The 19,198-nt window shown below is 56.6% G+C and carries 18 protein-coding genes and 1 tRNA gene; 13 read left to right on the top strand and 6 right to left on the bottom strand.

Annotated features, from left to right (window positions below; genetic code table 11):
• The first annotated feature begins 8 nt into the window (after positions 1–8).
• Together H9I52_RS03245 and sucC are read left to right on the top strand one after the other, a co-directional pair.
• Positions 9–1,127: a glycoside hydrolase family 113 gene (locus H9I52_RS03245; protein ID WP_187452635.1), complete on the top strand. Its 1,119-nt coding sequence runs from the start codon at positions 9–11 to the stop codon at positions 1,125–1,127.
• A gap of 136 nt (positions 1,128–1,263) precedes the next feature.
• Entirely contained in the window at positions 1,264–2,466 is a 1,203-nt protein-coding gene (sucC, locus tag H9I52_RS03240) for an ADP-forming succinate--CoA ligase subunit beta (RefSeq protein ID WP_187452634.1), read from the top strand.
• 102 nt (positions 2,467–2,568) lie between these two features.
• On the opposite strand, the gene H9I52_RS03235 is transcribed toward sucC, so the two are convergent.
• On the bottom strand, positions 2,569–3,072 hold the full coding sequence (locus H9I52_RS03235; protein WP_187452633.1) for an Ohr family peroxiredoxin: 504 nt from the start codon (positions 3,070–3,072) through the stop codon (positions 2,569–2,571).
• Positions 3,073–3,245: 173 nt separating this feature from the next.
• Here H9I52_RS03235 and H9I52_RS03230 point away from each other — a divergent pair.
• Both H9I52_RS03230 and H9I52_RS03225 read left to right on the top strand, forming a co-directional pair.
• A tRNA-Arg gene (locus H9I52_RS03230) sits at positions 3,246–3,317 on the top strand.
• Positions 3,318–3,505: 188 nt separating this feature from the next.
• Positions 3,506–3,961 (top strand): cupin domain-containing protein, encoded by a 456-nt coding sequence (locus tag H9I52_RS03225; protein WP_187452632.1) that lies wholly within the window; start codon positions 3,506–3,508, stop codon positions 3,959–3,961.
• A 103-nt stretch (positions 3,962–4,064) separates the two neighbouring features.
• On the opposite strand, the gene H9I52_RS03220 is transcribed toward H9I52_RS03225, so the two are convergent.
• The gene (locus H9I52_RS03220; RefSeq protein WP_139514105.1) at positions 4,065–4,244 is read right to left on the bottom strand and encodes a hypothetical protein; all 180 of its coding nucleotides are present in this window, start codon (positions 4,242–4,244) and stop codon (positions 4,065–4,067) included.
• A 209-nt stretch (positions 4,245–4,453) separates the two neighbouring features.
• On the opposite strand from H9I52_RS03220, the gene H9I52_RS03215 reads away from it, so the two are divergent.
• On the top strand, positions 4,454–4,846 hold the full coding sequence (locus H9I52_RS03215; RefSeq protein ID WP_187452631.1) for a RidA family protein: 393 nt from the start codon (positions 4,454–4,456) through the stop codon (positions 4,844–4,846).
• A gap of 49 nt (positions 4,847–4,895) precedes the next feature.
• On the opposite strand, the gene H9I52_RS03210 is transcribed toward H9I52_RS03215, so the two are convergent.
• Together H9I52_RS03210 and H9I52_RS03205 are read right to left on the bottom strand one after the other, a co-directional pair.
• A complete protein-coding gene (locus H9I52_RS03210) occupies positions 4,896–5,111 on the bottom strand; it encodes a hypothetical protein (protein ID WP_187452630.1) in 216 nt (71 codons plus the stop codon).
• Between the two features lie 248 nt (positions 5,112–5,359).
• Positions 5,360–5,986, bottom strand: a complete 627-nt coding sequence (locus tag H9I52_RS03205; protein WP_187452629.1) for a 2,3-bisphosphoglycerate-dependent phosphoglycerate mutase — start codon at positions 5,984–5,986, stop codon at positions 5,360–5,362.
• Positions 5,987–6,318: 332 nt separating this feature from the next.
• Between H9I52_RS03205 and H9I52_RS03200 the strand changes: the two genes are divergently transcribed.
• The 4 genes from H9I52_RS03200 to H9I52_RS23200 all read left to right on the top strand — a co-directional run bounded on the left by H9I52_RS03200 (position 6,319) and on the right by H9I52_RS23200 (position 12,071).
• On the top strand, positions 6,319–7,371 hold the full coding sequence (locus H9I52_RS03200; protein WP_187452628.1) for an AI-2E family transporter: 1,053 nt from the start codon (positions 6,319–6,321) through the stop codon (positions 7,369–7,371).
• Positions 7,372–7,488: 117 nt separating this feature from the next.
• Positions 7,489–8,295 carry an alpha/beta fold hydrolase gene (locus H9I52_RS03195; protein WP_187452627.1) on the top strand — a complete coding sequence of 269 codons (807 nt, stop codon included), beginning with the start codon at positions 7,489–7,491 and terminating at the stop codon, positions 8,293–8,295.
• A 2-nt stretch (positions 8,296–8,297) separates the two neighbouring features.
• Entirely contained in the window at positions 8,298–9,491 is a 1,194-nt protein-coding gene (locus H9I52_RS03190) for a sensor histidine kinase (RefSeq protein ID WP_187452626.1), read from the top strand.
• 231 nt (positions 9,492–9,722) lie between these two features.
• Positions 9,723–12,071: a mechanosensitive ion channel family protein gene (locus tag H9I52_RS23200; RefSeq protein WP_187452625.1), complete on the top strand. Its 2,349-nt coding sequence runs from the start codon at positions 9,723–9,725 to the stop codon at positions 12,069–12,071.
• A 48-nt stretch (positions 12,072–12,119) separates the two neighbouring features.
• Here the strand turns inward: H9I52_RS23200 and H9I52_RS03180 are convergent, their stop codons facing one another.
• Together H9I52_RS03180 and H9I52_RS03175 are read right to left on the bottom strand one after the other, a co-directional pair.
• The gene (locus tag H9I52_RS03180) at positions 12,120–12,518 is read right to left on the bottom strand and encodes a hypothetical protein (protein WP_187452624.1); all 399 of its coding nucleotides are present in this window, start codon (positions 12,516–12,518) and stop codon (positions 12,120–12,122) included.
• A 3-nt stretch (positions 12,519–12,521) separates the two neighbouring features.
• On the bottom strand, positions 12,522–12,941 hold the full coding sequence (locus tag H9I52_RS03175; RefSeq protein WP_187452623.1) for a hypothetical protein: 420 nt from the start codon (positions 12,939–12,941) through the stop codon (positions 12,522–12,524).
• Between the two features lie 198 nt (positions 12,942–13,139).
• Between H9I52_RS03175 and H9I52_RS03170 the strand changes: the two genes are divergently transcribed.
• The 4 genes from H9I52_RS03170 to H9I52_RS03155 all read left to right on the top strand — a co-directional run bounded on the left by H9I52_RS03170 (position 13,140) and on the right by H9I52_RS03155 (position 19,131).
• A complete protein-coding gene (locus H9I52_RS03170; protein ID WP_316247995.1) occupies positions 13,140–15,767 on the top strand; it encodes a TonB-dependent receptor in 2,628 nt (875 codons plus the stop codon).
• A gap of 424 nt (positions 15,768–16,191) precedes the next feature.
• Positions 16,192–16,698: a hypothetical protein gene (locus tag H9I52_RS03165; RefSeq protein WP_187452622.1), complete on the top strand. Its 507-nt coding sequence runs from the start codon at positions 16,192–16,194 to the stop codon at positions 16,696–16,698.
• Positions 16,699–17,063: 365 nt separating this feature from the next.
• Positions 17,064–17,582 (top strand): fasciclin domain-containing protein, encoded by a 519-nt coding sequence (locus H9I52_RS03160; RefSeq protein ID WP_410403015.1) that lies wholly within the window; start codon positions 17,064–17,066, stop codon positions 17,580–17,582.
• A 211-nt stretch (positions 17,583–17,793) separates the two neighbouring features.
• Positions 17,794–19,131 carry a T9SS type A sorting domain-containing protein gene (locus tag H9I52_RS03155; RefSeq protein WP_187452620.1) on the top strand — a complete coding sequence of 446 codons (1,338 nt, stop codon included), beginning with the start codon at positions 17,794–17,796 and terminating at the stop codon, positions 19,129–19,131.
• Positions 19,132–19,198 lie beyond the last annotated feature (67 nt).

Raw genomic sequence — 19,198 nt, 5'->3', positions numbered from 1 at the left:
TGCCGCCTATGCGAGTTTCCTTGGTCGTGCGCCGCTTCTGGTGGCTGGTGCCGGCAGTACTGCTGGTTGGTGCGGCCCGCTGGTGGTGGAAACCGCACACCCCAACCGCCGATTTGTCGGCGGCCCCTGCCCCTACGGCTCCTAACCCCAGCATTTACGCCGACGGACGGCTTCGCGGCGTGAGTTGGGTTGGCGGCGATTCGGTTACGGATGCCGATTTGGAGCCCCTCATCCGCAATCACGTCACTTGGATAGTCCAGACACCCTTTGGCTGGCAGCGCGGCGCTACCTCACCCGAAATCGGCATGAACACTGGCGTAGGCAATCGCGGCTATTGGGGCGAAAGTGACCGCGGCTTGGCCTATACCGCACAGCTGGCCCGCCAGCACGGCATTCGCACGATGCTCAAGCCGCATTTGTGGGTGCAAGGCAGCGGAGGGAGTTGGCCCGGCGACGTACAAATGCAATCGGCGGCCGATTGGCAGGCGTGGTTTGCGAATTACACAAGGTTTGTTTTGCATTACGCACAACTTGCTGAGCGAGAGCACTTTGACGCTCTGTGCCTTGGCACCGAATTGCTACACGCTTCCACGGAGCACGAAGCCGAATGGCGAATGCTCATCCGGCAGGTGCGAAAAGTCTATCGCGGCCCGCTGACGTATGCTGCCAATTGGAGCGGCGAATACGAAAAGATCCGTTTCTGGGACGCGCTGGATTTCATTGGCATTCAGGCTTATTTCCCTCTGAGTCAAGCTAATAGCCCCGATAAAGCCACGCTGCTGGCCGGCTGGAAACCGCATCTGGCCGCCATCGAACGCATTCAGAAGCGTTTCAACAAACCCATTATTTTCACGGAGGCCGGTTACAAAACCACTGCCGATGCCGCCGTCGAGCCGTGGAAATGGCCCGATAACATGGCCGTCTTTGCTTCGCCCGACGAGCAAACGCAGGCAGCGTGCTACGAAGCGCTGTTCGAGACGTTTTGGTCGAAACCGTGGTTCAAAGGCCTGTTTGTGTGGAAATGGTACCCCGGCCTTGCGGCCGACGGCCCCGCTCGCCGGCACCTCGATTTTACACCCCAACACAAGCCCGCCGAACAAGTCATGGCCCGCTGGTACGGGCGGTAAAAGCCGCGCCTGACGAACTTCAAGGCTGAATGCGCTCGGAGCGCGGCCTACCTCGCATGGCTTTTGTTTCTTCCCCCACTATTATTGCCTACTTTCGTGCCCTCAACCACCCCGAAATCCAACTCAACTGACCTCTATGAACATTCACGAGTATCAGGGTAAAGAAATTCTGAAAAGCTACGGCGTCCGCGTGCAGGAAGGCATCACGGCCGAAACGCCCGAGGAGGCAGTAGAAGCTGCCAAGAAGCTTACCGAGCAAACCGGCACGAGCTGGCACGTGATCAAAGCCCAAATTCATGCGGGTGGCCGCGGCAAGGGGGGCGGCGTGAAACTGGCAAAAAACCTAGAGCAAGTAAAAGACATTGCAAGCCAAATCATTGGTATGCAATTAGTTACTAAACAAACCGGCGCTGAAGGCCGCAAAGTACACAAGGTGCTTGTGGCGCAGGACGTGTACTACCCTGGCGCTTCGGAGCCAAAAGAATATTACATGAGCGTGTTGCTGGACCGTGCTACGGGCCAGAACGTGATCATTTATACGACGGAAGGTGGCATGGACATCGAGGAAGTTGCCGAGCAACACCCCGAGAAAATCCACCACGAGCACGTTGATCCGCGCGTTGGGTTGCAAGGTTTTCAGGCCCGCAAAATCGCGTTCAACCTGGGCCTGTCGGGCGATGCGTTCAAGGAAATGGTGAAGTTTGTGACGGCTCTCTACAAAGCCTACGACGAAACCGACTCTGCCATGTTCGAAATCAACCCCGTGTTGAAGACTTCGGACAACAAGATTCTGGCCGTTGACGCCAAAGTAAACCTCGACGACAACGCCCTTTATCGGCACAAGGATTTCGCCGCCCTGCGCGATATCAAAGAAGAAGACCCGCTGGAAGTTGAAGCTTCGGAGTCGAACCTAAACTACGTGAAGCTCGACGGCAACGTGGGCTGCATGGTAAACGGCGCCGGTTTGGCCATGGCTACCATGGACATCATCAAACTGTCGGGTGGTGAGCCGGCCAACTTCCTCGACGTAGGAGGTGGGGCCAACGCACAAACCGTAGAAGCCGGTTTCCGCATCATCCTGAAAGACCCGAACGTGAAGGCCATCCTGATCAATATTTTCGGCGGCATTGTGCGCTGCGACCGCGTGGCCAACGGCGTGGTAGAAGCCTACAAAAACATCGGCGACATCAAGGTGCCGATCATCGTGCGCTTGCAGGGCACCAACGCCGAGGAAGGCGCTCGCATCATCGACGAATCGGGCTTGAAAGTGTTCTCGGCCGTATTACTGAAGGACGCTGCCCAGAAGGTAAAAGAAGTACTGGCAAGCCAAGGCGCGTAACTGCTTGGTTGTCAAATAAATACAAAAAGCCCCGTTCGGTACACCGAACGGGGCTTTTTGTATAGAATAGCCTGTCAGAAGCAAACTTGCTCCATTCTAAGTTTAGGCATTCCCAACGTTGCTGGCTGCCGCTTGCTGGCCGTTTTGAGCAACGCCTGCATTGTCTTCCGGCGATACGGGCACCTGAGCGCCAGCTACTTTCAGCTCTACTTCCATGTTGCCGCGCGTACCGACCGAATACGGGCAGATCTGGTGGGCCTGGTTGACCATTTCCACCGCTTTTTCAGGAGCAACGGATTTCAGATCTACGTCGAGCACGGCGCTGAGTCCATATGCTTCGCCGTCCTGAAACAACGTCACGGAGCATTGTACGGTCGTTTGCGGGTCGAGCCGCTCGCCGGCGCGTTGTGCAATTACCAACAACGCTTGCTGAAAACACGACGCGTACCCAGCCGCAAACAGCTCTTCGGGGTTGGTAGCGCCTTTTTTGCCGCCCAAACCAGCGGGCACCGACATCTCCATATCGATGATACCGGTAGAGGAACGCACGTGGCCGCTGCGGCCACCAACGGCCGTAGCATCAGCCGTATACAGGGTCTTTTTCATATAGTTAGGTGATTGGATTGTGGGTTGTCGGAGTTGAGTTAGATTAACTCCCTTACTGCCTTTTTAGTTATGCAATCTGCATTCGCGCTTACCTATCTGCTTTCATCAAATGCAATGCGCGTTTGGCAGGCCATATTTTTCTCTCTACTTTTGCCGCATATCTGTTTCGATCGGGTCGCGTCGTACAACGGATAGTATAAGAGTTTCCGAAGCTCTTGATCCAGGTTCGATTCCTGGCGCGACCACAGAAAAGGCCTTCAGTATTGCACTGAAGGCCTTTTTCATTTACATGGGGTCCGCCCGTCTTCCAACAAGTTCAGCACCAGCTGACGCCGAGCGTGGAAGCGGGCGCGGCTGCACGGCAGGTAGTGTAAAATGCGTAAGTTGGCATATGCTCCCGCCGACAGGTGGCGGGATATTTTCGCAGAACGCAATGACGACGAGAGAACGCCGCTTGGTGGCCGGCACGGTGCTGGTAATGAGCCTACCGCTGGCTCTGGTAATGGCAATGACCCGGCAACAGCCCTTGTTGTCCTCGGCCGCTTATGAGTGGAGCCGTATGCCGGTCACGCCTACGGCCGTGGGCGAAAAGCGCACGGTTCTGGATGGGCCTACCCACACGCTGGCCAACCTAGAAATCCACGTAACCACCCTGAATCCTGGCGAGTTTGCCCATGCAGCTCATCAGCACCCGGAGGAAGAACTCATGGTCGTGCAGGAAGGCACGGTGCAAGCTCTGGTTCAGGGGGCCTTCACTAAGGTAGGGCCGGGGTCGGTGATCTTTCAAGCGCCCAACCTGATGCACAGCATCCAAAACGTGGGCCGCACCCGCGCCGTGTACCACGTCATCAAGTGGCGCGCACTCCCCGCGGCGGCCCAGAAGCCCTGAGGCCGCCTGCAGCCGCAGCCCATACCAATGAGAGCAGAAGAGCGAGGCACCGACAAGCGTCGCTCCTTCTTCGGCTGCGAGGCGCTGGCCGCTTCCACCCGTGTTACAAAAACAAGCCGAGGGTGTTGTTACTGGCCAAGCTATCGAGCAGGTCGCGCAGCCGGTGCACCAGGGCCTGTTGTTCATCGGTCAGGCCAGACGCAACCAACTGATTGAGAAGCTCTTGGGCTTCCTGCAACTGGCCGCCGGAAGACAGGTGGGATACCATATCGAAAAGACTCATACAGAACGGATAGATAGAGGAAAACTGGTCTGGCAACCCAATGTACTCTGCTCAGTGCGCCAAACAAGCCACCTCTGTAAATGCGCCGCCAAGCTACATCCGCATAACCCTGATAACCACATGATTATGCGATACCGCCGCACCGTTGCCAACGCGTACTTTGCGCCGTTCCCTTTTCTAAGCTTTGGCTCTTCTGTTCAGCACCTACGATGGAAAAGACCCTCATTAATCCCTGGCATTGGCAAGATCAACTCGGGTATGCGCAGGCCGTAGAAGTTACCCAGGCCCACCACACGCTCTACTGCGCAGGACAAGCCGCCATGGATGCCAACGGCACACCAGTCGAGGCCGACATGGCCGGGCAATTGCGCGCCGCCCTCGACAACGTGGAAGCAGTATTGACGACGGCGGGTTACAACTGGAGCCACGTGGTACGGCTCAATTACTTCACGACTTCCATTGCCGACTTCTTTCCCCAGTACGGCGCGGTTGTCAACCGGCTGGCCCAGCACCAATGCCGGGCGGCCAGTACCTTGGTCGAAGTTAAAGCCCTGGCTTTCCCCAACCTGTTGGTGGAAATTGAAGTAACGGCCGCCAAGTAACAGAGCCGCTCAGGCTTTTCCTAACCAAAGCGGCTTTGGAGAAGCGGTGCTAAAAGATGGAGCCGTAAGCTTCGAAGCCCGCGCACCAAGCAAAGAAGTTGCGCAGCCGCTCCTGCTTCGCTTGTTTCTTGCGCCGTTTGCGGGCGCGTTGGGCCGCTTTGGCGGCTCCGTTCGGAGCCGAAAGCAGTTGGTAGCGCAGCGTCAGATAGCGCCGCAACACACAGGTGCGGACACCCGAAAACGGACTTGGCAGGGTGGAATTCATGGCGTAAGGAGCTTGATGGGGGAGATAAGATACTGATTTCCGGCGGAATAGCAAACGGCCGCTTCACCAAGCAACGATCGTCCGGCGCAACAAAACCTTCGACACTATTCCGGGCCGACCGCTTTTTCCGGTAAATCCCACCGTGAAATTCCCAGCCTCCGCTGATGCAAATCCGCTCCCTCGCCCCTCTTCACAGCGGCGAGCGACGCAGTTGGTCAACTGGCTGCAACCGTGGAGTCATGCCAAGCTCACACAACGCCTTTACGATGAGGCAGATAGCTTGCTTCCACGATCCGAAGCGATGCGTCGAACTCATATAGCCTCGGAACGCCTGTGGCCAAGTCGACGAGCGCGATCTTTTCCGGACTGATTTGCTCCAGATGCATCATCAGGGCGCGCAGACTGTTGCCGTGCGCCACAATCAGCACGCTTTTGCCGGCTCGTAGCTGGGGCTCTATCTGGGCGGTGTAATACGGCACGACCCGCTCGTAGGTATCTTTTAGGCTTTCGCCCTGCGGCGGCGCCACGTCGTAGCTTCTGCGCCAGAGCGCAACTTGCTCAGCACCATACTTTTTGGCTACTTCGGCTTTGTTCAGGCCCTGCAACAATCCGTAATTCCGCTCGTTCAACGCCGCCGACCGAATCACGGGCAGATCCAGCCAGCCGGTTTGCACCTTGATGATGGCCAGCGTATGAATGGCTCGTTTCAGAACGGAGGTGTAGGCAACATCCACCGGATGCGGCTTGAGTAGTTTCCCGGCGCGCAGGGCTTCCTGTTCGCCTAGCGGCGACAGATCGACGTCGGTTTCGCCGGTAAAACGGTTTTCCAGATTCCAGACAGACTGCCCGTGCCGGACGATAAGTAAATGAGCCATAGTGTATTACAAGATCATAGCGGGACAATAGCCCGCATACCAAAGGAAACCCAGCCGAATGAAAGTCTGATGATGCCTCCGCAGCCCGCAGTATAGACAAAACCAAAGCAACCGGCGAGTTCGAACACCTGGCTGTGCAGAGCAGGACTGGGTTCAAGCCCTGCATCTTAAGGACATAGACTCGCTATTTGCATAAAATGCAACTATTTGATTATCAAGTATTTATGTTATATATACAGGATTCAGGCAGTTAAGTATACCTTGCCAGTGCGAGGCGCACCAACTGGGCCGAATGCCTCATTAGGCAATCTGTATTTCTGAAATCTTCCTGTATGTCCGATAGCATCTACTCCGCTCGCCAACAACATATACTACTGATCTCCAGCCTACTAGTGCTGGCAGCGCTGATTCTGTATGGGCTCGGCGACACGATTACTGGGTTTTTGGGCGCCGGTATTCTGTTTGTGGTGTTCCGGCCGTGGTTTCAGGCGCTGGTGCACCGCCGCAAGTGGCATCCGCAGGTGGTTACGATAGGCCTGCTGGTGTTTGCGCTGGTGGTTATTATTCTGCCTTTTACGGCGCTCACGCTGCTGCTCGTCGACCGCATTCGCCATTACGGCCAGAACACCAATCAGATCATGGACGTGCTGCACGCCTTTGAGCGCAAAACCGGTTACACGTTCACCAACGAACAGACGGTCAGGTCGTTGCTTCAGCAAAGCGTGGCGTGGCTCAGCCAGCGGCTGCCCGTACTGGCCAGCGGCCTGTTGCAATTTGTAGTCATTATCGGGCTGATGCTCTTCACGCTCTACTTCATGTACACGCAGGAGCGGCAGCTGTTGCAGGGCCTGCGCCGGTACCTGCCTTTCCGGGAAGAGACCTTGGGCGAGCTAGGCGAATCTTTGAAAAACAACGTGAATGCCAACGTGCTGGGGCAGGCCCTGATCTCGCTGGTGCAAGCCGTGCTTACGGGCCTGACGCTGTGGATATTTCAGGTGCCGGATGCGCTATTTTGGGGAATGGTAGCCTTTTTTCTGGCTTTTCTGCCGGTGCTGGGCACGCCGTTGGTGTGGGGCCCGGCGGCGCTGTTCAAGTTTACACAGGGCGACACCGGCCAGGGCGTAGGCATTTTGCTGGTGGGCCTGATCGTTATCATGAACATCGACAACCTGCTGCGCATCGTGCTGGCCCGCCGCATCGGCGATATTCACCCGCTGATCACGCTGGCGGGCGTGGTGCTGGGGGTAAATATATTCGGCATCCTCGGGCTGGTGCTTGGGCCGCTGCTGCTCTCCTACTTTCTGGTATTGATGAAAGTGTTTGAGCGGGAAAACCGTCTGCGCCGTGCGCCTCTGGATCCGCAGGCTGACAGCAGCCCGCAATAGCCGCTGTTGCTTTTGCTTTCCGCACCCACCCACAACCGCTACCTTCACGCCAGAAAAACGCACCAGCAATATCGGTTATAGGGCCTTATCCTGTGTGACACATATAGCTATAGGGATATGGAAGTACTTGAGCGGCATAACGTTATCGTATCGGGAACTGGGGAGCAGGCCTTGGTTTTTGTCCACGGCTTTGGCTGCGACCAGCGCATGTGGCGGCTGGTGGCTCCGGCCTTCGAAGCACGTTACCGGGTGGTGCTGCTCGATTTGGTGGGGGCCGGCCAATCGGATCTGACGGCGTACGACCCGGCTCGTTACGGCACGCTGGCGGCCCACGCCGAAGACGTGCTGGAAGTAATGCGGGCCCTCGACCTGCCCCCAGCCGTACTGGTGGGCCATTCCATAAGCGCCACAATCGGGATGTTGGCGGCCCTGCAAGACCCGGCGCGCGTGGCGGCGCTGGTGATGGTAGCGCCTTCGCCACGCTTTCTCAACGACACGGGCTACATCGGTGGCTTCGAGCCGGCTGACATTGCGGAGCTGCTGGAAGCCATGGAAAGCAACTACTTAGGCTGGGCTGGGGCCATCACGCCCGTCATCATGGGCCACCCCGAGCGGCCCGAGCTGGCCGCGGAACTCAATAACAGCTTTTGCCGCACCGATCCGGCTATCGCCCGGCATTTTGCCCGCGTTACATTCTTGTCCGACAACCGGGCCGACCTGCCGCTGCTGCATACGCCTACGCTCATTCTGCAATGCTCCAACGACGCCCTGGCTCCGCTTCCGGTCGGGCAATACATTCACAACCACTTGTCTAACAGCAAGTTAGTTGTAATAGAAACTTCTGGTCACTGTCCGCACCTGAGCGCACCGCAGGCTACTATTGCCGCCATCGATCAGTTTCTGGGTTCTGTACGTATTGCTTAGCTATGAGCGAAGCCAACGATGAGCCATTGCCCCCGCTGGACCTGCGCTTAACCCAGGAGAGCCTGGATGATCTTTACGACCATGCCCCCTGCGGCTACTGCTCCTGCCTGCCCGATGGCACTTTGGTCAAGCTCAACCAAACTTTGCTTACCTGGCTGGGCTACACGCGCCACGAACTGGTAGCCCGCCAGAGCTTGCAACAGCTCCTGACCGTAGGCGGACGCTTGCATTACGAGTCCTACGCGGCGCCGCTGCTGCTGCTGCAAGGCCAGGTCCGGGAGCTTAGCTACTCTCTGCGCCGCAAAGATGGCTCTAGCCTACCGGTGCTGTTGAATGCCTCGCTGCTGCGCGATTCTGACGGCCTGCCGCTGGTCGTGCGCGTAACGCTGTTCGACATCACCGAGCGCCGCAAATACGAGCAGGAATTGCTACGGGCCAAAGCCGAAGCCGAAGCCCAACGCGAGCAGCTGGCGTTGGTCAATGAACAGTTAGTAGCCAAAAACGAGCAGCTTCTCCGCCTCAACGCCGACCTCGACAACTTCGTGTACACGGCCTCCCACGATCTGAAGCAGCCCATCAACAACATGGCGGGCTTGTTTGAAGAACTCAAGCGCACGGCTACCTTCCACGACCCCACGGCCGCCAACATGATGGGAATGTTTGAGCAGGCGTTGCAGCAGATTCTGGGCACCATTGCGGGGCTGACCGAAGTGGTTCAGCAGCAGCGGCAGATCGAATATCTGCCCGTGGAAGCAGAGGATTTACAGTCATTTACGGAAGAAATCATTCGCAGCCTACGTTCTTCGACCGAGCACGAGCCAGCCGAGTTTACGCTGGATTTTGCTGCGGCGCCTAGGCTGCGTATGGCCCGCCCTGCCCTGCACAGCCTGCTCTACAACCTGCTCAGCAACGCCTTGAAATACACCGTGCCCGGCCGTCAGCCTCACATTCGGATCAGCACAGAATGGGCCAACGGCGAAATCCTGCTTCGCGTGCAGGACAACGGCCGGGGCATCGATTTGCAGCGCCACGGCCAGGAACTGTTTCAAATGTTCCGCCGCTTTCATCACGATGTGGCGGGCTCGGGCATGGGGCTGTACTTGGTGCAACGCCTAGTGCACCAAGCCGGCGGACGCATACAGGTCGAAAGCACGGTTGGGCAAGGCACGACGTTTCGTGTTTTTCTGCCTCAATAGCTTTCGAGATGGGCTAACGGGATTTTTTATAACTATCTCACCACCAAATACTTACCTAAATAACCATTCTAGCTCCGCAGCATGTACTAATTTTGCTGCATGAAGATTAGCACAAAAGGAATAGTGTGGTGTGCTGTTCCCAATCTGATTATGGCTCTTTTGCGCCGTAAAGCAGGTTATCCCTCGAGTATAAGAATAGCCGTTTTTAACTATTTTCAGGGGAAAAGCCCGGTGCACAAGCCGGCATTGGGCGCCCTGTGTTGGGTAATATTGTGTGCACTTAGCGTTCTGGTTCGGCCCAATACGGCTACGGCCCAGGATTCAACGAAAACTAGAGCTGTCGAGGTAGCGCCGGCTGCGGGCGCGCAGGATGCCGCCCAACGTGTCGAGCAAGCCTACTTAGTGCTTGGCCGCATCAGCGGGGCCGTGCGTCGGGGCGCCGATACCGACGAACTGGCCGAAGAGTTGCCTCCGGTGGAGGCCAACCTGAAAACCATCCGGCAAAACCTGACCCAATACAGCAGCGTCATCAACCTCAAGCAGGTGCGCATGTTCGAGGTGCTGCTCACCGATATGCAGACGCAGCTTGGCACCTGGCGTACCGAACTGGCCACGAAAGGCACCCGGCTCACGCGCATGCAGCGGCAGCTCGATTCGCTGACCCAGCACGGCTTGCCGGCGCAGCCCGATACGGCTACGGCGCTGGGCCGCACCACCGCCCGCTTGCAGCGCAAGCAACAGCGGGCTCGGCTGCTTTTGGCTCGTAACCAAAAGACGGTGACGCAGTTACAAACCCGCGTATCGGACGGCTACATTCAATCTTTGGAGTTGCAGGACGAGGCCCGGGAGCAATCGCGGCGCTTTAGCCGGCGCACCTGGGAGCCCGGCAACGAGCCGCTGTGGCGCGCTTCCGCCGCCGACGCTGCTCAGCAGGCCGCCACGGGCCAACTCGTGCGCGAGTCGTATGCCAGCCAGCGCCGCTTGCTGATGTATTATTTTGGGCAGAACTGGTACTTCGGGGTCTGGATGGCCGTGCTCGGCGCGGGCTTTTTTCTGTGGGTGTTTCGCAACTTCCGGCACGTCAACCAAGCGGCGGCGGCTCCGGCACCCGACGAGCAACCGTTTCGCTACCTGCGCCCGGTGCCCATCGCCGGCACGCTGGTGGTGGTGTTCAGCATTGCGCCCTTCTTCGACCTAAACCCGCCCGCAGCCTACACCGATCTGTTGGAGTTGCTGCTGCTGGTGGCGCTGAGCGTGCTGCTGGGGCGCTGCTGGCCCCGGGGGCAATTTGGGTACTGGCTGGGCATTGTGGGGCTATTTCTGGGGCTCACGTTTGCGTACGCGACCAACAACCCCGGCGCAGGTTTGCGCTGGGCCATGCTGCTGCTCAATGTGGCAGCGGTGGCGCTGGGCCTCGGGTTTCGGCGGCGTTTGCAGCAGGGGTTGTTGCCGCAGGCCGCGTTTGTGCCGCCCGTTGTCGTTCTGTTCATCGTGCTGAATGCCCTGGCGGCGCTCTGCAACCTGACCGGCCGCCTGAGCCTGGCCAAAGTGTTCAGCAGCACCGGCATACTTGGCCTGACGCAAATCATTGCGTTGTCGGTGTTTGTGCGCTTGCTTACCGAAGCCTTTCACCTACAGATGCAGCGCAGTCGCCTGGCCGGGGGTGCGGCGGCGCGCTTCAACTTCCGCAAAATCGAACAGGGCCTGCGCCAAGTGCTGTCGGTGCTGGTGTGCGGGCTGTGGCTGATGACCTTCACAGCTAACCTCAACATTTTCAGGCCATTATATCGCTTTCTAGATCAATTACTTACCACGCCGCATTATTTGGGCAGCATTGCCTTCAGCGTGGGCAACATCGGGCTGTTCTTCGCCATTCTGTACATTTCGGTGCTGCTACAGCGCTACGTGGGCCACTTTTTCGGCGAAACCGACGACGAGTTTACCGCTGACCCCGACCGCAAAGGCTCGTGGCTGGTGGCCATTCGGCTGGTGTTGCTGGCCGTAGGTTTTCTATTGGCCACGATGGCCTCGGGACTGCCGTTGGACAAGATTACCATTGTGGTCGGGGCGTTGGGTGTGGGCGTAGGTTTGGGCCTGCAAAACATCATCAACAACCTGGTTTCGGGCGTTATCCTGATTTTTGAGCGGCCTTTTCAGGTGGGCGATTTCATTGAGGTAACTGGCAAAACCGGGCGCGTGAAGGACATCGGCATCCGGGCCAGCAAGCTCATTTCGCCGTCGGGCTCCGAAATCATCGTCCCCAACGGCGATTTGCTGTCGGGCCACGTCATCAATTGGACCCTGACCAACAACCACATCCGCGTAGAGCTGGGTTTGAAGCTGGCCCCCGGCACCGATCTGGAACGGGCCAAAACCATCATTGGCGAAGAAATTCTGCACAATCCCAACACGCTGCACAAGATCGCCCCCGAAATCCTGCTCAGCGGCGTCAACGGGCAGGTGTACGACCTGAAAGTGCTGTTTTGGATCAACAACATCCGGCAGGAACAGGTGTTGAAAAGCGAAATTCTGGCCGGCATTTACCAACGTTTCACCCAAGAAGGCCTTAACCTAAACTAACACCTCGCCGGAGACTATCGTTGGCGTGCCATGCCTACGGCGGTATTCTTAGGGTTGCTGGCTCAGCCAGGCAGTGGCTTCTGCTTCTTTTTCGAAGAGCCGGTAGGCCAAGACGCCATTCGCTTGGTGCCGGATCTGGCTGAACGACAGGCGCGTAAAGACATCCTGCGAAAGCAGCACGGCCCCGGTAACCGGGCCCGCCTCAACGCGACGTGCCCGCCAGTAGTCGAGGATCAGGGCTTGGTCGGCTTCGGTGAAAGGCTTGAGCAAGCGCTGGTCGCTGAGCATTTTGTGCCAGCCGCGCCGTTGCAACAGCCGGCCGGTATGCACAAGAAATGCCTGCACATCGGCCAGATTTCGGGCACCGGCGTGGTAATGCAGCCACGCGTAGCCGTCGGCGTGTTCTAGGATGCGTCCCAGCGCGTTTTCAAAGTACAAGCGAGCCATGTTTCACGAAGCCATCAACCAGCGGGCAGCTTGGCCTTCGTCGGCGAAAACCTGCGTGACAAAGGGCCGCTCGGTGGCCAGCATATAATCCACGTAAGGGCGCTGGGTGGGGTCTTGGTTGAAGCGCTCGTAGATGTAGGACGAAGTCAGGACGGCCAGTTGCAGGTGTTGCGGAGCCAGGCGGGTGGCAGCCAGCGGATAAAAAACGGTACTGGCCCAAGCGCTCAGTTCGGGGTCGGTGCCCTCGCGGCGACGCACGTCCAGGAGCCAGCGGGCGCAATTGTGCTGCTCAGCGGCGGCCAGCATGGCGTGGTAATCGGCTTGCAGCACGGCCAGTTCGGCATCTTGATTCCAGCGCACGATCAGGATGCCCAGGTCGGGGCGGTAAACAATCGTACGGGTAGCAGGGTCAGGGAGAGGCATACGAGCGGAGCGCGGAGCAAGGACCACGATGAGTGTGAAGTGGCAACGGTAAAGGTAGCGCCCATGCCATTGGCATAACGTTCTTAGCGTTATATTCGTAGGAATATAACGTAAATTGTTAAGCTACATCAACTTCGTTCTCCATATACAAACATTTGATTGTCAAGTATTTATACAACCAACTTTACAACCTATTCTGTGCCCCAAAACTTACGCTTTCTAACAGCCGTCCTCATTGCAGGTCAGCCTTTGCTGAAAATTGCACAAGCACAGACTGTCCCCTCCCCTGCCGACACAACGCGCGCAACCAGCATCGAGCTGCGCGAGGTGGTGGTCGCGGCTTCCCGAGTGGAAGAAAGCATCTTGCAATCGCCGGTGACGGTGGAAAAGCTCAACGCGCGGGCGCTGCGCCTGACGCCTGCGCCGTCGTTTTTCGACGCCATCGAAAACGTGAAGGGCGTGCAGGTGATTACGCCCAGCTTGGGGTTCAAAGTCATCAACGCCCGGGGCTTCGCCAATACCACCAACGTGCGCTTTGCCCAACTCGTGGACGGCATGGATAACCAGGCGCCCCACATCGGCGGCCCCATTGGCAATGCATTGGGGCCCAGCGATTTGGATATCAACACGGTAGAAATCGTGCCGGGCACGGCCGCGGCGCTTTATGGCCTCAATGCCATCAACGGGCTGGCCAATTTCACGACGCGCAATCCGTTTGTGTCCGAGGGCCTGAGCGTGCAGCAGAAAACCGGCGTCAACCACCTCAGCGACGCGCATACGTCGGCACATCCGTATTCCGAAACCAGCGTGCGCTTTGCCAAAGTGCTCACGCCCAAGCTGGCGGTTAAAGTCAACGGCACGTACACCCGCGGCTTCGATTGGATTGCCAGCGACCAAGCGGACATCAACCCGCGCGGCAACGCGACCACCAACCTGTTCGGCACCGACAACCCCGCCCGCGACCCGGTCAGCAGCTACGGCAACGAATCGTCGGATCGCAGCACGCTGGTGTTGGGCGGCAAAAGCTACTCAGTGGCCCGCACCGGCTACCAAGAGCAGGATGTTGTTGATTATCAGCTACAAAATGTAAAGACCGATGCCGCGCTGCACTACAAGCTGAACGCCCGCACCGAGCTAGCCTATACCTACCGCTTGGCCGTGCTCGACAACGTATACCAGCGCTCCAACCGCTTTCGGTTGCAGGATTACCGCTTACAGCAGCACGGGTTGTCGCTTAGCAGTCCGGTGGTACAACTGCGAGCGTACCTGACCCGCGAAAACACCGGCCAAAGCTATAACCTGCGTTCGATGGCCGAAAACCTGGACCGCGGTTTTAAGCCCGACGCCCTCTGGAACCGCGATTATACTGCCGCCTGGAACCAAGCCGTCGGCAATGGCCAGACGGCAGCTCAGGCTCACGCCACGGCCCGCGCGGCCGCCGATGCAGGGCGCTTGCAGCCGGGCACGCCCGCATTCGACCGAAAGCTGCACGAGCTACAAGACATCAACAACTGGGACGTTGGGGCGGCCCTGCGGGTGAAAGCGGATTTGGCGCACGCCGAAGGCCAAGTGAACATTGCCGAAGCGCTGCGCCGCAACAGCCTTTCCTCTTGGCCTGCTTTCCTTGATTTGATGGCTGGCGCCGACCACCGCACGTACATCGTGGTGCCCGACGGAAATTACTTTATCAATCCGGAGAAAAACCGCGACCCGTACAGCAACCTCACCTACAGCAAAACCGGCGGTTTCCTGCAAACCGGCGCGCGCATGTTTGGGCAGAAGCTGCGCCTTACGGCCACCCTGCGCGCCGACAAAAACGACTATTTCAGCCTACGCTTCAATCCCAGGCTGACCGGCGTGTATTCGCCTACGCAACGACATAACTTCCGCGTAAGCTACCAGAGCGGCTACCGCTTTCCGAGCTTGTTTGAAGGATTTTCAAACGTCAACAGCGGGCAGGTCAAGCGCATTGGCGGGCTGCGGGTAATGTCAGATGGCGTGTTTGAAAACAGCTATTTGCGCACCAGCATCGATGCGTTCACGGCTGCCGTTTCGGCTTACCAGAACGCCAATACGCCCCCAAACGCTACCCCGGCGCAGCAACAAGCGGTGCGGGCGCAGGCCATCGAAACCAACAAGAAGCTGCTGGTAAAAAACCCGTACACCTACCTGCGGCCCGAGTACATCCGGTCGCTGGAGCTTGGCTACAAGGCGGCACTGCTGCCCGGCGGCCGGCTGCTCCTGGACGTCGATTTTTACTACAACACCTACCGCGACTTCATTGCCCAAGTCGAGGCCTACGTGCCCAAAACCCTCAACCCCGATTCGGCCGCGATTTACCTGAGCAGCAAAAGCACGCAGAACCGCTACCGGCTCTGGACCAATTCCCAGACCAAGGTGTACAACTACGGCGGCTCGCTGGGCGTGCGCTATGAGCTGCCCAGCGGCTATTTGGCCGGGGCCAACGCCACCTACGCCCGCCTCGACCGCACCGAATCGGGCGACGGCCTGGAAGATGGGTTCAACACGCCGCGCTGGGCCTACAACCTGAGCTTGGCCAACGAAAAAGCTTTCCGCAGCTTCGGCTTTGGGCTGAATTACCGTTGGCAGGCGCGCTACTATTCCCAAACTTTCCTCGTCAACGGCGACGTGCCGGCCTACAGCTCCCTCGACGCGCAGCTCACGTACACGGCGTCGGCGGCTAACCTGCGGTTTAAGCTGGGCGCCACCAACCTTCTCAATCGCTACTACTTAACCTACCTTGGCGGCCCAAGCGTGGGCGGCTTGTATTACTTGGCCGTTACGTTTCAAGTTCCTAAGAGTTGACAAGGCAACTACGCATAACCTATTCATATACAATACGTTGCCCCTGTACTAACCAGTGCTTAAATGTGAAAAAGCCCCGGCTCTAAGAGGCGGGGCTTAGTGTTCTGCATGTGCTTTATAGACGCTTGCTTGCGAAAGGAGGTTGCCTGTGGAATGAGGCTAAATTGTTACGAATGACAGGATGAGAACGGCGGGATTCTACCGTTTGCTTGGCCTAAGCTTATACCAAACTGTAGCGCCACCTTATACACTTTATATAATTTTACCTATAAATAATATAACTCGTTAATTCATGTTTATTGAACATCAAATAAAACGATAGCAAGACCAATACTGTATAAATCATTTTATAATCACCATAAATATAAAGCTTTACGGTATTTCACATTCACAAACTGCGAAGCGTTTTTTGTATCTATGCAATATGAAAAACTTCTCCTCTTGCTTTGCCATCGGCGCGCTGCTTTTGGGTGTCGCTTGTTCTAAGCCCGGCCCGGACGATGCGGCGCACGACGCGGTGGGCCGCTATGTAAAAACCAATCTGCCCGATCCGGAGAGCTACGAAGTAGTACGGTTCGGGCGAAGCACCTCGTTTACGCGCCAAGACTCGGCCGCCCACGAGGCCACGCTCCTGCACGACCACTTGCCGTACTTGGAAGCCGCCGAAGCCCGCGCTCTGGAACAGTACAAAAAAGCGGGCGCGAGCAACAAAGCCAGCTCGTTTTTTGAAACGGAAAAGGCTTACAAGAAAGCTACAGAAGCCAAATTACAGGCCCAGCGCGACGAAAAAGCGCTTACGATGGTGCGGGATACGGCACGCCTCGGCACGCTGTTTATGCACACATACAAGGCCAAGAACAAGTCGGGGGCTGCCGTTGTAGACAGCGCACAGTTCTTGGTGTATAAAAACGGCGCCGTCGAAACGCTTTAATAAGCCCTATAGGTAAGTATTTGATTATAAATTACTTATGTAATAGGCGAGAAAAACTTCCTCATCGCGTTGGCGGTGGCAATTGGGCTGAGGAGGTGCACTATACTTGACTACACAAGCAAAAGGCTCCGGATACCGCAACGGTATTCGGGGCCTTTTGCTTGTCAACGGATTAGGTGTTCTATTCAGCAGATGAAATATTTTCCTCCCAGCAAAATCCAGACGGCTGAGCTTTGGCGTAGGTGCTTCCAAATTCATTCCATACCACACGTCCCCACACAATGAAAAAGCACATCCTTTCTACCCTCACGCTGGCCTTGGCCCTTTCCGTCGGTATTACTTCTGCCTCACAGGCCCAAAGCAAGATGAAAGCCAAAGGCACTGATAACGGCATGGGCATGAGCAATGCCAGCATGGGCAAGGCCAAAGGCGTCATGGTAGGCGGCGCCCTGATGACCCCCGACAAAGACATCGTCGACAACGCCGTTGGCTCCAACGACCACACGACGCTAGTAGCCGCTGTGAAAGCTGCCGGTTTGGTGGAAACCCTGAAAGGCGCCGGTCCTTTCACCGTATTCGCACCTACCAATGCCGCCTTCGACAAACTGCCAGCCGGCACGGTGGCCACGTTGGTGAAGCCTGAGAACAAGCAAACCCTCACGTCCATCTTGACTTACCACGTAGTACCCGGCCGCCTGACTGCTGCCGAACTCAAAAATGGCCAAGTTTTGACCACGGTAAACGGCGAAAAACTGACCGTAATGAAAAAAGGCAACTCGGTAATGCTGAAAGATGCCAAAGGCGGCATGTCGACGGTTACCATACCAAACGTAATCTCCAGCAACGGCGTAACCCACGTGATTGACACAGTGTTGATGCCCTAGTTGGCTTACAAACATCCTATTTATAAAAGCCCTTGGCTCAGGTGAGCCAAGGGCTTTTTTTTGTGTTTTAGCGGGGCCACTACGTCTAGGTTTGCAAAAAAGTTGCAATCTGGTATTAAAATATTACTAGGTTTACGGTCAAATCGATCTCTCTTTAATGCAACAACACTTTTACACACTAATGCAACATTTACATGTTTCTCTAATACCCTTGCGCTCGTTCGCAAGCGGAAAATGGATTTTAGGGCTGATGCTCTGGCTAGGCTTTTTGGGAAACTCACCACAAGCATGGGCACAATGTAGTAACTGCACTCAGTTAATCACTGGCGATAACAATGGCACACAGGGAGCCAGGAGGAATTTTGCAATAGGTAAAGGCGACGTATTTTGCATCAGCAGTGGAGTTACGTACACTGGCCAGCTGACAGTTAACAGTACAGGAACAGGTGCCACTCCTAGAATCTGTATTAGCTCAGGCGATTTTAACGGCAGCCTTGTTTTAAATGGCCCGGTAATCATTGACAACAGTACCTCTTTCGTTCTACCCGCAAGCTCTTCCGTTACTTTCCCTACTGGCAGTTCATTTACCAACAATGTTGGTGCTACCGCTTCTTTTAATAACGTTTCCTTCGGCAGTCAAACTACATTAACAAATTCCAGCACCATTACTAGTTCCGGGACTTTCTCCAGCAGTGGAACAATCACCAACAACTACATCATCAAATCCGCTGGTAGCTTTACCAACAGCGGGACTTTAGCAAACCTGTACCTGATCATTGCCAACAGTGGATTCACTAACTCAGGTACCATTACAGGGGTTGTAGCTAGTGATAATGCTAACACAGGCCGTTTTGTAGTTAAGGGAGCTTCTAGTAATTCAGGCAATTTCGGAGTGGGAGCTTCCGGTGGCCGACTAGATTTTTGTGATGCCGAGCCCGGTACCGGTGGAGGATTTAATTTACAAACTGGCCCTGCTGTAGGTTCTGGCGTATCCTTCTGCAAGGGAACCCTGCCCGTTGAGCTCGTTGGCTTTACGGCCAAAGCCAAAGGCAATGAAGTTGCCTTAAACTGGAGCACTGCCTCGGAAAAGAACAACGCAAAATTTGTGGTTGAGCGCAGCGCCAACGCCGCTAATTTCGAAGCGGTGCTGGAAGTGGCTGGCCGTGGCAATTCTCAAAACACCTCCGTTTATGCCGCTACCGACCAGCATCCGCTGGCTGGCCTGAGCTACTACCGTCTCCGGCAAGTTGACCGCGATGGGGCAGCTACTTACTCGTCTGTGGTGAGCGTAAATGCCGCGGGTAAGCCGACGGCGCTCCGCTTGTATCCAAACCCTGCCACCGACCACCTGACATTAGATCTGCGCAACGTTCCCGCTGAGCGGTGCGCCGTGCAGGTACTCAGCCTGACCGGCCGCGTGTTGCAAACCGCCCAAGTAGCCGGGGGCAGCACACCCGAACTCAGCTTAAGTAGCTTACCATCTGGAACTTATCTATTGCGCGTACGCGGTAGCAGCTTCACGCTGGCACAGCGCGTTGTGAAGCTCTAAGTAGAACAAGCAGAACGCATCGGGTACTGGTCATGCTGAGTTTCGAGAAAATTGGACACGCTCTAAG

Source organism: Hymenobacter sp. BT491, from assembly GCF_014349165.1.
Classification (GTDB): domain Bacteria; phylum Bacteroidota; class Bacteroidia; order Cytophagales; family Hymenobacteraceae; genus Hymenobacter; species Hymenobacter jejuensis.
The sequence above is the reverse complement of the archived record's forward strand: the minus strand, read 5'-3'. Positions and strand labels throughout refer to the sequence as shown.

Excerpts from the sequence above, each read along its gene's own strand:
- H9I52_RS03245 (WP_187452635.1), top strand. The coding sequence starts at position 9 with ATGCGAGTTTCCTTGGTCGTGCGCCGCTTCTGGTGGCTGGTGCCGGCA.
- sucC (WP_187452634.1), top strand. The coding sequence starts at position 1,264 with ATGAACATTCACGAGTATCAGGGTAAAGAAATTCTGAAAAGCTACGGC.
- H9I52_RS03235 (WP_187452633.1), bottom strand. The coding sequence starts at position 3,072 with ATGAAAAAGACCCTGTATACGGCTGATGCTACGGCCGTTGGTGGCCGC.
- H9I52_RS03225 (WP_187452632.1), top strand. The coding sequence starts at position 3,506 with ATGACGACGAGAGAACGCCGCTTGGTGGCCGGCACGGTGCTGGTAATG.
- H9I52_RS03220 (WP_139514105.1), bottom strand. The coding sequence starts at position 4,244 with ATGAGTCTTTTCGATATGGTATCCCACCTGTCTTCCGGCGGCCAGTTG.
- H9I52_RS03215 (WP_187452631.1), top strand. The coding sequence starts at position 4,454 with ATGGAAAAGACCCTCATTAATCCCTGGCATTGGCAAGATCAACTCGGG.
- H9I52_RS03210 (WP_187452630.1), bottom strand. The coding sequence starts at position 5,111 with ATGAATTCCACCCTGCCAAGTCCGTTTTCGGGTGTCCGCACCTGTGTG.
- H9I52_RS03205 (WP_187452629.1), bottom strand. The coding sequence starts at position 5,986 with ATGGCTCATTTACTTATCGTCCGGCACGGGCAGTCTGTCTGGAATCTG.
- H9I52_RS03200 (WP_187452628.1), top strand. The coding sequence starts at position 6,319 with ATGTCCGATAGCATCTACTCCGCTCGCCAACAACATATACTACTGATC.
- H9I52_RS03195 (WP_187452627.1), top strand. The coding sequence starts at position 7,489 with ATGGAAGTACTTGAGCGGCATAACGTTATCGTATCGGGAACTGGGGAG.
- H9I52_RS03190 (WP_187452626.1), top strand. The coding sequence starts at position 8,298 with ATGAGCGAAGCCAACGATGAGCCATTGCCCCCGCTGGACCTGCGCTTA.
- H9I52_RS03180 (WP_187452624.1), bottom strand. The coding sequence starts at position 12,518 with ATGGCTCGCTTGTACTTTGAAAACGCGCTGGGACGCATCCTAGAACAC.
- H9I52_RS03175 (WP_187452623.1), bottom strand. The coding sequence starts at position 12,941 with ATGCCTCTCCCTGACCCTGCTACCCGTACGATTGTTTACCGCCCCGAC.
- H9I52_RS03165 (WP_187452622.1), top strand. The coding sequence starts at position 16,192 with ATGAAAAACTTCTCCTCTTGCTTTGCCATCGGCGCGCTGCTTTTGGGT.
- H9I52_RS03160 (WP_410403015.1), top strand. The coding sequence starts at position 17,064 with ATGAAAGCCAAAGGCACTGATAACGGCATGGGCATGAGCAATGCCAGC.